The 12843-nt window shown below is 72.9% G+C and carries 8 protein-coding genes and 1 pseudogene; 4 read left to right on the top strand and 5 right to left on the bottom strand.

Annotated elements, in window-relative coordinates:
- Positions 1-9: 9 nt before the first annotated feature.
- The gene (locus GCN81_RS16180; protein ID WP_156725331.1) at positions 10-2343 is read right to left on the bottom strand and encodes a heavy metal translocating P-type ATPase; all 2334 of its coding nucleotides are present in this window, start codon (positions 2341-2343) and stop codon (positions 10-12) included.
- A gap of 111 nt (positions 2344-2454) precedes the next feature.
- Here GCN81_RS16180 and GCN81_RS32375 point away from each other — a divergent pair, with 111 nt between their 5' ends.
- Entirely contained in the window at positions 2455-2922 is a 468-nt protein-coding gene (locus GCN81_RS32375) for a hypothetical protein (RefSeq protein ID WP_231626763.1), read from the top strand.
- Between the two features lie 164 nt (positions 2923-3086).
- Positions 3087-3797: a copper homeostasis protein CutC gene (locus tag GCN81_RS16170; protein ID WP_156725330.1), complete on the top strand. Its 711-nt coding sequence runs from the start codon at positions 3087-3089 to the stop codon at positions 3795-3797.
- 67 nt (positions 3798-3864) lie between these two features.
- Here GCN81_RS16170 and GCN81_RS16165 read toward each other — a convergent pair whose 3' ends face one another.
- Positions 3865-5964 carry a HelD family protein gene (locus GCN81_RS16165; RefSeq protein WP_231626762.1) on the bottom strand — a complete coding sequence of 700 codons (2100 nt, stop codon included), beginning with the start codon at positions 5962-5964 and terminating at the stop codon, positions 3865-3867.
- Positions 5965-6256: 292 nt separating this feature from the next.
- Here GCN81_RS16165 and GCN81_RS16160 point away from each other — a divergent pair, with 292 nt between their 5' ends.
- Complete coding sequence (locus tag GCN81_RS16160) at positions 6257-6502, top strand: hypothetical protein (RefSeq protein ID WP_156725329.1); 246 nt, start codon at positions 6257-6259, stop codon at positions 6500-6502.
- Here the strand turns inward: GCN81_RS16160 and GCN81_RS16155 are convergent.
- The 3 genes from GCN81_RS16155 to GCN81_RS16145 form a co-directional block, all read right to left on the bottom strand.
- The gene (locus GCN81_RS16155) at positions 6468-8108 is read right to left on the bottom strand and encodes a DNA repair helicase XPB (protein ID WP_156725328.1); all 1641 of its coding nucleotides are present in this window, start codon (positions 8106-8108) and stop codon (positions 6468-6470) included. The two genes, GCN81_RS16160 and GCN81_RS16155, sit on opposite strands and share 35 nt — an antisense overlap.
- A gap of 136 nt (positions 8109-8244) precedes the next feature.
- Positions 8245-9363: a phage baseplate protein gene (locus GCN81_RS16150; protein ID WP_156725327.1), complete on the bottom strand. Its 1119-nt coding sequence runs from the start codon at positions 9361-9363 to the stop codon at positions 8245-8247.
- A 193-nt stretch (positions 9364-9556) separates the two neighbouring features.
- Entirely contained in the window at positions 9557-12265 is a 2709-nt protein-coding gene (locus tag GCN81_RS16145) for a helicase-associated domain-containing protein (protein WP_156725326.1), read from the bottom strand.
- Between the two features lie 180 nt (positions 12266-12445).
- Here GCN81_RS16145 and GCN81_RS32370 point away from each other — a divergent pair.
- A pseudogene (locus tag GCN81_RS32370) lies at positions 12446-12843 on the top strand (hypothetical protein); the annotation flags it as partial.

Here is a 12843-nt window from a genome sequence, read left to right as displayed (position 1 = left end):
GCTCACGGCTCACTCACCCGCTGCCCGGAACCTGCGCAGCCGCAGGCTGTTGCCGACCACGAAGACCGAGGAGAAGGCCATCGCGGCCCCCGCGATCATCGGGTTCAGCAGGCCCATCGCGGCCAGCGGCAGGGCGCCGACGTTGTAGGCGAAGGCCCAGAACAGGTTGGTCCTGATGGTGCCCAGCGTCCTCCGGGAGAGCCGGATGGCGTCGGCCGCGGCCCGCAGGTCGCCCCGTACGAGGGTCAGGTCGCCCGCCTCGATCGCGGCGTCCGTGCCGGTGCCCATCGCCAGACCGAGGTCGGCCTGGGCCAGTGCGGCGGCGTCGTTCACGCCGTCGCCGACCATCGCCACCGAACGGCCCTCGGCCTGGAGCCGCTTGACCACCTCCACCTTGTCCTGCGGGAGAACCTCCGCGATCACCTTGTCGATCCCGATACCGACCTCGGCCGCCACCGACTCGGCCACCGCCTTGTTGTCACCGGTCAGCAGGATCGGCGTCAGACCGAGCCCGCGCAGTCGGCTGATCGCCTCGGGGCTGGTCTCCTTGACGGCGTCGGCCACTACGAGCACCGCGCGCGCCTCGCCGTCCCAGGCCACCGCGATGGCCGTACGACCCGCCGCCTCGGCCTCGGACTTGGCCCGCTCCAGCTCCACCGGCAGGTGGATCTCCCACTCGGCCAGCAGCTGGGAGCGGCCGACCAGGACCGCGTGGCCGTCGACGACGCCCTGGACGCCGAGTCCGGCGATGTTCGCGAAGTCCTCGGGGGTGGGCAGTTCGCCGATCTCGGCGACCGCGCCCGCGGCCACCGCTCGCGCGATGGGGTGCTCGGAGGCGTGCTCCAGCGAGCCCGCGAGCCGCAGCACCTCGGCCTCGTCGGTGGACTCGGCGGTGTGCGTGGCGAGCAGGGTCATCTTGCCGGTGGTGACGGTGCCGGTCTTGTCCAGGACGATGGTGTCGACCTTGCGAGTGGTCTCCAGGACCTCAGGACCCTTGATCAGGATGCCGAGTTGGGCGCCGCGCCCGGTGCCGACCATCAGCGCGGTCGGCGTGGCGAGACCCAGGGCGCAGGGGCAGGCGATGATCAGTACGGCGACCGCGGCGGTGAAGGCGGCGGTCAGGCCGGAGCCGTTGACCAGCCAGAAGCCGAGGGTGCCGAGCGACAGCGCGATCACGATCGGCACGAAGACCGCGGAGATCTTGTCGGCGAGCCGCTGGGCGGCCGCCTTGCCGTTCTGCGCGTCCTCCACCAGCTTGGCCATTCGGGCCAGTTGGGTGTCGGCGCCGACCCGGGTCGCCTCGACGACCAGGCGGCCGCCCGCGTTCAGCGTCGCCCCGGTGACCGCGTCTCCGACGCTCACCTCCACCGGTACGGACTCTCCGGTGAGCATGGAGGCGTCCACGGCGGCCGCCCCCTCGACGACTATGCCGTCGGTGGCGATCTTCTCGCCGGGACGGACCAGGAAGCGGTCTCCGACCCGCAACTCCGAGGTGGGGATGGTCTCTTCGCGGCCGTTGCGCAGCACCGTGACGTCCTTGGCGCCCAGCCGCAGCAGCGCCTTCAGCGCGGCCCCCGCCTTGCGCTTCGACCGGTGCTCGAAGTAGCGGCCCGCGAGGATGAAGGCGGTGACCCCGGCCGCGGCCTCCAGGTAGATGTTCCCGCTGCCGTCGCTACGGGCGATGGTGAACTCGAAGGGGTGGGTCATGCCCGGCATTCCGGCCGTACCGAAGAACAGCGCCCACAGCGACCAGAGGAACGCCGCCGTCGTACCGACCGAGATCAGCGTGTCCATCGTCGCCGCGCCGTGCTTGGCGTTCGTCCAGGCGGCCTGGTGGAACGGCCAGCCCGCGTAGATGACCACCGGCGCGGCCATGGTCAGCGACAGCCACTGCCAGTACTCGAACTGGAAGGCCGGGACCATCGCCATCGCGATCACCGGCACGGCGAGCAGCACGGCGGTCGTCAGCCGCTGCCGCAGCGGCAGCAGCGCCGCGTCCTCCTCTTCCTCCTCCGCATCGGAACGCCCGCCCGAGGCGGCGTCGCGCCCTGCCGTCGACCCCGAGCCCGACCCTGACCCCGATCCGGTGCCCATGTCCGCCGGTGGGGGCTCCTTCGCCGTATAGCCGGTCGCCTCGACCGTGGAGATCAGCTCCTGTACGGCGATGCCCTCGCGGAAGGTGACCTTGGCCTTCTCCGTGGCGTAGTTGACGGTGGCCTCGACCCCGTCCATGCGGTTGAGCTTCTTCTCGATCCGGGCGGCGCACGAGGCGCAGGTCATGCCGCCGATGGCGAGTTCGACGTCGGTGGCGCTGGGTGTGGCGCCGGGTGCGGTGGTGGTCATGCCTGCTGCTCCTCGGGCTGATGGCTGACGGCTGAGGATACCCTGATGGGGTATCTTCCTTCGCCTGCCATGTATACCCCCCACCCGTACCTGACGCAAGAGTGATACGGATTGAGTACGCAGCCTGGAGAGGGTGAGTACCCGCACCCAGGCCAGGTCGGCGACCGCGCGGCGAGGATGGCCGTACCCGCGCGGAAGGACCGGAAGGTGCACCTGAACCCCCATACGTACGCGACCCTCTACGGCCCCTGGCAGCCGACGCCGCAGCCCCGCCCCGCGCGCCCCGTCGTCGCGGCGCTGGCGGCCGTGGTGTGGGTGGTCACGCTCGCGTCGCTCGGCTGGCTGACGTTCTTCGTGGGCATGGTCGCGGTCTGGGGCTCGGCGGCCGGGGTGCCCGTCGGGGGCTTCCTGTCGCGCTACGCCCTGACCGTTATCGGCGCCGCTGCCGCGCTCACCGCGCTGACCTTCGCGCCCGGCGTCCGCCGACTGGCCGTGGAGACCCGGCTGCTCATCGCGGGCTCGCTGGCCTGCCCGGCCCCCACGGCCCTCGCGATCTGGCTCTGGACGCGGTCCGGCTGACGCGGTCCGGCTGACGCGGTCCGGCTGGCGCAGACCGGCTGAGGCGCGCCGGGACGCGGTCTGGACGTAGGCTGGATATTGGACTAGACCTGTGTTGCCATGCGGCGCCTGCGCGCGGTGGCTGCGCTGCCCCTCATCCGACCAGCCAGAAGGAACCAACCCACATGAGCAAGCGTGCAGTCCTGGAGGTGATCGCTCTCACCGCCGAGGACGCCGTCGCCGCCCAGGCCGGAGGCGCGGACCGCCTTGAGCTGGTCACGGACATGGCCGCGGACGGGCTCACCCCGCCGCTGGCCACCTTCGCCGAGATCCGCGCCGCCGTCGACATCCCGCTACGGGTGATGCTGCGCGCGGCGGACGGCTTCGCCGCGGGAACCCCCGACGTGCTGGACGCGCTGGTACGGGACGCCCGCGCCCTGCGGGCGGCGGGCGCGGACGCGTTCGTCCTCGGCTTCCTCGACGAGACGGGCGCGCCCGACATGCCCGCCATCGAGCGCCTGCTCGCCGCCCTGGACGGCGCCCGCTGGACCTTCCACCGCGCCATCGACCGCGCCGCCGACCGCGACGCCCTGCGCAAACAACTCGCGGACCTCCCCGGCCTGGACACCTACCTCACCGCGGGCTCCGCGACCGGCGTCGACGACGGCCTCCCCACCCTCCTCGCCGAAGCGGCCCGCCACGACGAGCCGGGCTACGCCCCCCAGCTCCTGGTAGGCGGCGGTCTCACCCTCACCCACGTCCCGCACCTGCGCGCGGCGGGCATCGACGCGTTCCACATCGGCGGCGCGGCCCGCCCGGGCGGCTGGTCCGCACCGGTCTCAGCCGACGCGGTCGCGGACTGGCGTGCGGTGGTGGACGGCGTCCGCGTGGCGTGAGCTGGTGGAGGGTTTGGGACACTCCCGGAGCCGATTTCGGGGGCCCCGGCTGTCCCAAACCCACCCCCTACCCATCCAGCTGGGGCGGCAAGGGGGTGCTGTGCAGGACCGTTAGGCCTGACACGGCACGCGTCAGCGCCACGTACAGCCGTCGCAGGCCCGTCCGCTCGTCCGGCTCGCCGTCGACCACGGCCGACGGTTCGTCCAGGACCACGTAGTCGTACTCCAGGCCCTTGGCGAGCGACGCGGGGACGAGTGTCAGGCGGGTTTCCGCGGTCGTCTCCTCGCCGGGGGCGAGGAAGGTCAAGCCCGCGGCGGCCAAAGCCCCGGCCAGGGCCGGTACGCGCGCGTCGGCCGCGATCAGGCCGATGGACCCCTCGTGGCGCAGGGACGCGACACACGCCTCGACGGCCGCCTCGGTCAGGTCCCCCGGCACCCGCCGGACCTCCAGCGACCCCGGAGCCTCCCGGACCGACTCCACCTCCGCCAGCCCCGGCGCGATCTCCGGCAGCAGCCGCGAGGCGAACGCGATCACCTCGCGGGGCACCCGGAAGCCCGCCGTCAGCTCCTCGACGACCGCCGCGTGGCCCTTGCCGAGATGGGCCAGCGCGTCGGCCCAACTGCGGGTCGCCCAGGGGGTGGTGCCCTGCGCCAGGTCACCCAGCACGGTCGCCGACCCAGTGGTGCAGCGCCGCCCCACCGCCCGGTACTGCATGGGCGAGAGGTCCTGCGCCTCGTCGAGTACGACATGCCCGAGCGAATGCGTACGGGAGACCAGATCCGTCGCCTCGTCGACCAGCACCGCGTCCGCCGCGGACCACTTCGCGGTCTTCGGTGAGCGCGCGGGCTTCTCCCACCCGATCGCCTTCTGCTCGTCCGCCGTGAGGACACCCTCCGCGTGTGCGGCCAGGAAGTCCGGGTCGGAGAGGAGCCGGAGCACCAGCCTCGCCGGGTCGACCGGCGGCCAGATCGCTTTGACCGCCGCCTTCACCGCCGCGTTGCGCGCGACCGCGTCCTGCACCCGATCGTCCGGCGCCTCACCCGACTGCTCCATCCGCACCAGCACGGCGTGCGCGATCCGCTGCGGCAGGGCCTCGCGGGCGGCCCCGTACCGGATGTCGCGGTCCAGCAACTCGCGGACGATCTCCTCCAGTTCGTAGGCCGGGATACGCCAGCGCCGCGAGCCGCGCACCACCATCAGGGCTTCGGTCGGTGGTGTGACGTGTGAGCGGACGGCCCGGCGGAGCACGTCCGCCATCCGGGCGTCCCCCTTGATGACCGCCGCATCGGCCGAGTCGGTGCCGCGTACCTCCACATGTGCCACCAGGTCGTCGACGGTCGCCTGCTTGACCTCCAACTCGCCCAGGGCCGGGAGGACTTGCTCGATGTAGTGGAGGAAGGAGGCGTTCGGTCCGATGACCAGTGTTCCGGTACGGGCCAGCCGCTCGCGGTGCGCGTAGAGCAGGTACGCGACCCGGTGCAGCCCGACCGCCGTCTTCCCCGTACCGGGGCCGCCCTGGACGCACACCGTGCCGCCGAGGCCGCTGCGGACGATCTCGTCCTGCTCGGGCTGGATGGTGGCCACGATGTCGCGCATCGGGCCCACGCGCGGTCGCTCGATCTCCTGCTGGAGGAGTCTGCTGGTCCGTGCCGCCTCGGTCGGGTCGGAGAGGTGCTCGTCCTCGTACGCGGTGAGGTCACCGGCCGTGTAGCCGAAGCGGCGGCGCAGGGCGACGTCCTGCGGGTCCTTCTTGGAGGCGCGGTAGAACGGCTGGGACACGGGCGCACGCCAGTCGATGACCATGGGGTCGCCGTCCGCGTCGTGCACATGCCGTCGCCCGATGTAGAAGCGTTCCCCCTCCGCGCCCTCCGCGCCCTCCGCGCCCTCTCTGCCCTCCGCCTCGTCGGCGCTGATCGCGTGCAGATAGTCCAGTCGCCCGAAGAACAGCGGCGTGTGGGACAGGTCCGCCAGCGACCTGATCCGCTCGTCGATCTGGTGCTGGAGTACGGCGGCGTTCACCCAGTTCGCCGTGACATCCCGGATGTTCAGTGCCTCGGCGTCCGCGCGCATGGCGCTCAGCGCGGCGCGGGACGCGGCGAGATGGGCGCGCTCGCGGGCCAGCGGATCGGCTGCGAGGTCGGGGTCTGCGTGGGCGCGCGCGGGCACGGGTTGCCTCCGGAGGGGGTGCGAGTGACTCGGGTCAGGGCTGCCGACCGGTTTCCGACCGGGCGGCGGCGCTCCGTAGCGGAGGCGGGCAGACGGAGGAGTGTAGGTCAGGGCATCAGGCGTGGGCGAGCGATTTTCGCCGCCCGCGCCCCGCCGCTCACCCTGGCCGCGCGTCCCCCCGGCCGTGTCCTCCCCCTAGGGGACCCGCTCTGCCGTTGGTCGTAGTGCGGCACCCCGGCGATTCAGCCCGCAGGCCGATGTGCCGCGAATGTCCGAAATCCATCATGGATACATGAGCACCGCAGCCTTCAACCCAGCCCCCGCCGCCCGCCCGAACCCGCCAGGCGGCGCCACCGCCGCCACCGGCGCCCGGCACGTCCACCGCGTCGGCAACGCCCTGCGCGCCGTCAAGGTCTTCGCGACCGCCGCCGTGGACGTCGTCCTACTCGGCGAGTACGGAGAGGAGGCGGGCGTCGTACGCCGACGCTCTCCCGCCGCTGACGCTATCCCTCCGCCAGCACATCCCCCGCGTCCATGATCCGGTACGCGTAACCCTGCTCCGCCAGGAACCGCTGCCGATGTGCCGCGAAGTCCTGGTCGATGGTGTCGCGCGCGACGACGGAGTAGAAGCGGGCCTCGTGCCCGTCCGCCTTCGGGCGCAGCACCCGCCCCAGCCGCTGCGCCTCCTCCTGCCGCGACCCGAAAGTCCCTGACACCTGGATGGCGACCGTCGCCTCCGGAAGGTCGATCGAGAAGTTCGCCACCTTCGACACGACCAGTACCGAGATCTCGCCCTCCCGGAACGCGTCGAAGAGCTTCTCGCGCTGCACGTTGGTCGTCTCGCCCTTGATCACCGGCGCGTCCAGATGCTCGCCCAGCTCGTCCAGCTGGTCGATGTACTGCCCGATGACCAGCGTCTGCTCACCCTGGTGCCGGGCCACCAGCGCCTCGGTGACCTTCCGCTTGGTCGCCGTCGTCGCGCAGAAGCGGTACTTCTCCTCGGGCTCGGCCGTGGCGTACGCGATCCGCTCGCTGTCGGTCAGGTTGACCCGTACCTCCACACAGTCGGCGGGCGCGATGTAACCCTGCGCCTCGATCTCCTTCCACGGCGCGTCGAACCGCTTCGGCCCGATGAGCGAGAAGACATCCGACTCGCGGCCGTCCTCGCGTACCAGCGTCGCGGTCAGGCCGAGCCGCCGCCTGGCCTGGAGGTCCGCCGTGAACTTGAAGACCGGCGCGGGCAGCAGATGCACCTCGTCGTAGAGGATCAGTCCCCAGTCGCGGGAGTCGAAGAGCTCCAGATGCGGGTAGATCCCCTTCCGCTTCGTGGTCAGCACCTGGTAGGTGGCGATGGTGACCGGCCGGATCTCCTTCTTCGTCCCGCTGTACTCGCCGATCTCGTCCTCGGTCAGCGACGTCCGCCGCACCAGCTCGTGCTTCCACTGCCGAGCCGAGACGGTGTTCGTGACCAGGATCAGCGTCGTCGCCTTGGCCTGGGCCATCGCCCCGGCCCCGACCAGGGTCTTTCCGGCTCCGCAGGGGAGGACGACCACCCCCGAGCCGCCGTGCCAGAAGCCCTCCACCGCCTGCTTCTGATACGGCCGCAGCGCCCACCCGTCCTCGACCAGGTCGATGGCGTGCGCCTCACCGTCCACGTACCCCGCGAGGTCCTCGGCGGGCCAGCCCAGCTTGAGCAGCGTCTGCTTGATCTGCCCACGCTCGGAGGGGTGCACGACGACGGTGTCCGGGTCGATCCGCGCCCCGACCAGCGGTGCCACCCGCTTGGAGCGCAGGACCTCCTCCAGTACGGGCCGGTCGGTGCTGGTCAGCACGAGTCCGTGCGCGGGATGCTTGCTGAGCGTGAGCCGCCCGTACCGGTCCATGGTCTCGGCGATGTCCACCAGCAGCGCGTGCGGCACCGGATACCGGGAGAACTCCACCAGTGCGTCCACCACCTGCTCCGCGTCATGTCCGGCGGCGCGGGCGTTCCACAGCCCCAGCGGGGTCACGCGGTAGGTGTGGATGTGCTCGGGTGCCCGCTCCAGCTCGGCGAAGGGCGCGATGGCACGGCGGCAGGCGTCGGCCTGCTCGTGGTCGACCTCCAGGAGCAGGGTTTTGTCCGACTGGACGATCAGGCAGGACACGCGCGTACCTCCGGATAGGGGGCGAACCTATGGAGTCTACCGGGGCGGCTCTCGGGCGGGGGACCGGTGAGTGGGACCGGTGGTGGGAGCCGGCGAGGGGGAGCCGGTGAGTGGGAGCCGGTGAGTAGGGAGCCGGTCAGCGGAGGGCCTTGTAGTAGAGGCGGTAGCGGCGGGCGCCCGGGGGTCCCTCGGTGAAGCCCAGGCAGAGGCGGGGGTCGAAGCGTCGGCCGTAGAGGATGGCCAGGCCTTCTGGTTCGCGGGGGTTGAGGTCGGGGGCGGTCTGTTCCAGTTGTTCCCAGTCGACCTGGCCGGTGCGGAGGTCGATGCGGTAGAGGCGGGCGTCGCCGCCGGAGGACGGTGGGTTGTCGGGGCCGTAGGCCCGGCCCAGGAGCTGGTAGGCGTGGTCGCCGTACAGGGTCATGCCCTGGAAGGGGAGGTCCAGGTCGGCGCCGGGCTGGGGGAAGTCGGCCAGCGGGCGGAAGCTGCGGGCCCGGAACCGGTTCAGGTCGTAGAGGGCGAACCTGGCCACGCCCTTGGTCTTGTAGCGCAGGAGCAGCTGCTGGTGCAGCAGGTCGAGGGCCGGGTAGTTGCTGGTGGAGCCGGGGACCGGGTGGTAGGTGAGGAGGCCGTCGCTGTCGCGGTACAGCACCTGGCCGTCAGCGAAGCGGAAGCGGCAGACGCCGCGTCCGTAGCCGGAGCGCGGGTTGGCGTCCCACTCCGTCCACAGGGTGGGGCCGACTGTGGAGGGCTGGAGGCCGATCGAGCCGCCGTGACCGAAGCCCTTCAGGTACATGTGGCCCGCCGGGGAACCGTCCATGTTCAGCCGGTTCAGGCAGAGGTCACCGCTCAGTGAGCGTTCGGCATGGGTGCGGGGTGCGTCCTCGCCGGGGAGTTGGACCCCGCTCGACACCACTTGCAGGGCGTAGATGTGACCCCACTGCTCGTCGAAGGCGAACGACTGGATCACCGTCGTGTGGCGTAGCTCTCCGGTGAGCAGTTCGCGGCCCGCCGCGGCCAGTGCGGGCGGCTTGCGGTCCGGGTTCGGCGCCGCGTGCGCCCGGGACGGAGGGGCCGCGGTGGCCGTCGCCACGGTCAGCCCTAGCCCTAGCCCGAGGCTGAGGCTCAGGAGGGCTCTGCGGCCGGGCTCGGCCTGGAGCTGGGGCTGGAGCTCGGCCTCGGCCTCGGCCTCGGCCTGGGCCTGGGCCTGGGGCTGCGGCTTGGTCTGTGGCTGGGGCGTGGGGGCGTGTCTGGTCATCAGCTCCCAGTTCCTGGATCTTGGTTCGCGGCGTGTGGTTGTCAGTTCTCCGGGTGGGCGGACTGGATGCCCGGACTCGTTGTGATCTTCAACGTGTCAGGGTATGGGGCGTTACGCGGCATACGTGAGGGGCGCGCGGGGCATGTGGCGTGTGTGGCGTGTGGGGTGTGTGGGGTGTGTGGGGCGCGTGGGGTCAGCTCGCGTCGTCCGCCAGTTCGGCCACTCCGGTGATGCGGTGCAGGGGGTACGTACGGACCTCGTCGGCCGTGTGGTCGTACGCCGTGACGAAGCCGCCCTCCACCCGGACCGGGGCGATCACGCGCTGACTCGCGGTGCCCTCGGCGTTCACGTACCCGATCCACAGGGCCTCGCCAGTGAGCACCGCGGCCTGCATCGTGGCGAGGGTCTCGGCCGATGTGGTGCGGGGGAGTGCGCCACCCGCGGTCGTGGTCGCGGGCGAGGTCGCCGCCGCTGTCGCTGGCGCCGCGGGCTTACGGGGTGCCATCGCCGCCAGGTCCCCGGCGCGGATGGCGCGCACGGCGGCGCCCAGCAGCGTGTCGTCCGGTACCGGCGGGCCCTCGGGGACGGGGGCCGGTGCGGTGCGGGGCGGGGTGCGGTGGGCGTGCGCGCGGTGGATCAGTACGTCGCCCTCCGCGCTCTCGGCGGCGGGCGCGAACCCCATCGCACGCAACCCGTCGAGCAGTGTGCCGGGGTCTGCCTGGGCGGCCAGGACGGTCGGGGCGAGACGGCGCAGGTGGAGGTTCTCGGCGCGCTTGTCGGCCATGATCTCGTTCAGCATCGCGTCGTCGTCGCAGCGTACGTACGCGGACGCGGCGCCGATCCGCAGGTGGCCGTGGCGCCGGGCCACGTCGTCGATGAGGTAACTGAGTGGCTGCGGGACCGGCGTACGGGAGTGCTCGGCCAGGAACGCGTGCAGGTCGGCGGCGGCCTTCCCGGCGTCCAGCGCCCGGCGCACCGACGCCGGGGTGAAGCGGTAGACCGTGGCACCGCCCTTGGACTCCACGTCGGCCAGCACGCTCAGCGTCTCGGCGAGGGGGCGGCGCAGCGGCCCGGGAGCTACGGCGGTCAGGTCGGCCTGGAGAAGCACATGGTCCAGCGGCTCGGGCAGCAGCGGGGCGAGGACCGTGGCGGCGTGGGCTGCGGCGGCGCGGGCTTCGGCGGGGGAGAACGGGCGGTCCGCCGCGGGGGGCGGGTCGCCCAGCAGGGCGCGGGCGTGCGCGGAGAGCGCGCCGCGTCCGGTGAGGCCGAGGAGTTCGGCTTCGGTGAGGGTCCAGCGGGCGATACGGGTGCGGAGGTCTTCGGTGGAGTGGGCGTCTGGGTAGGGGGGTTCGGGGCGGGTGGTGGTGGCTGCCGCCCGAGGTCCCGTGGGGGATTCGGCGGGCGGGGTGCGGGGGGTCACGCCCGTACCGCCCCGCAGGGGGCGCTCCCAGGCCAGCCTGGCCAGGACCGAGTCCGGTGTCGGGGCGGCGCCCGAGGGGAGGCCCGCGAGCAGGGCCAGAACGCGGCGCCGTACCTCGGGCGCGGCCGAGCGGTCCAGGTGTGGGCCGAGCGCGGAGAGCGTACGGCCCGTCGCCAAGCCGCCGCCACCTCCCGTACTCCCGCCTCCCGTGCCTCCCGTAGCCCCGCCTCCCGTACCTCCGGCCCCCGTACTTCCGCCTCCCGCGCCCCCGCTCGCCGCCGTGTCGCGGCCGCCCACCAGGCCCGCGGTGCGGGTCGCGGCCAGCCAGGCGGCGGCCAGCGACGCCCATCGCTCGGCCGGTGGCAGCTCCAGCCAGTCGTCGTACGCGGGCGTGGGCGCGTACCGCTCATCGACCTCTCCGTCCGAGGCCACAAGACCCGCCGCGTAGGCGAGTTCGACCCAGAACGCGGCCAGCGGCTCGGTGACGTCCAGGGCGGTCGCGGTCCGCTTCAGGTCCCGGACGCTGAGGCCGCCGGCGCGCAGCACCGCGGGCCCGCCCTCGTGCCACTCCCGCAGCAGCTCCTCCATCGTCGAGAGCGCGGTGTACGCCTGGCCCGCCGCCGTGGAGTCCACCACCTGCGGGCGGTACTCGGCCCTGACCTCCACGGCGGGCGGCACCGGCAGCGGCGCCCGGTGCGCGCGCCCGCCGCGCAGATGCAGGGCCGCCTCGCGCGGCAGCACCACCGTGCCCGGCGCGGTCGGCAGCAGGAGGCCACGGTCGAGCAGCCACCGTACGTGCGCGGCGGGTTCGGCCGGCACCTGGCCGTACGGCGGGCCCCAGGTCAGCCGTCCGAGCACGTCGAGCGCATCGTCAGGGGCCTCGTCGAGCAGCGCCGCCAGCCGTGCGCGGTCCGTGAACAGGGCGGTGAGTGACTCCACGGCGGACACGGGGTCGTGGGTGGTCGGCAGGCCCGCGGCCTGGAGCAGCTGCTGAAGACGCCCCGGGGACATCCCGGCCGTCGCCTCGGCGACCGTCGGGCCAAGTCCGGTGGGGGAGGGGTGCGAGGGGGACGGGGTGAGGAGTTCGCGTGCGGTACGGACGAGACGCAGGCGGTCGTCGGGGCCCCAGACCAGGGCGCGTTCGCGGAGGGTGGCCAGGGCGGCGGGAAGCGCGGCCTCGATTTCAGGGTCCGTGGTGTCGCCGGTCAGCAGGCCTCGTAGGGCGTCGTACGTCGTGGGGTCCTGGGCCACCGCCAGGGCCTGCGCGGTCTGGAGCGCGAAGGTGTCCAGGTGCTCCAGGGCGCGGACCACCGAGGCCCGGGTGCCCGCCCTCGTCGCGAGCTGGGTGACATCGCCGGGGACCGGGTTGAGCAGGTCGGCGCGCGCCCGCAGCAGGGCGGCCAGCGACGCGTCGTCGCGGTGCCGCAACGCCTCGGCGAGGGTGCGGGGAAGGGCGTCGCCGGACGTGCTTTCGGTCCTCATCCGCCCCACGGTAGTAGGTACGTCGGACACGGGAGAGCTGACGGGACCAGCGGGGCGCCGCCACGCGCGGTACGGTCGGTGCGCCGGGGGCCGCGATACGACCGTATGGCGCGCGGCGACGCGGCATTGGCACGGAAGTAGCACGGCAGCTGCACAGAAGCGCACGGCACAGGGGGCCTCGTGGCGATCGAGAGCGACCAGCTCGTCTTTGACTATCTGAGCCGGGTCGGAGACCTCGCCCAGCAGCATCAGCTGCCGTCCGGTACCAGGATGCGGCTGGTCACCGAGCTGCGGCGGGAGATCGAACGGCGGCGGGGCGCGGCCTCGGGGGACAGCCCGGCCGACATCAAGCGCATCCTGGCCGGGATCGGCACGCCCAAGGAGGCGGTTGACCGGGTTGTCGGGGGCGCCGAGGTCTCGGAGGGGTTCGTTCCGGAGCAGCGGGCGGAGGAGCCCAAGCCGAAACCGCGCCTGCGGGGGATGACGCTGCCCCGGCCGCGTCGGGCGAAGGGTGCGACGAACGGCGCGGCGAACGGCGCGGCGGCGGGCGTGGCGCAGGGCGCGGCGGAGCCCGCGCG

This window comes from Streptomyces apocyni, assembly GCF_009739465.1.
GTDB classification, from domain to species: domain Bacteria; phylum Actinomycetota; class Actinomycetes; order Streptomycetales; family Streptomycetaceae; genus Streptomyces; species Streptomyces apocyni.
This window is presented reverse-complemented; position numbering and strand designations above follow the sequence as displayed.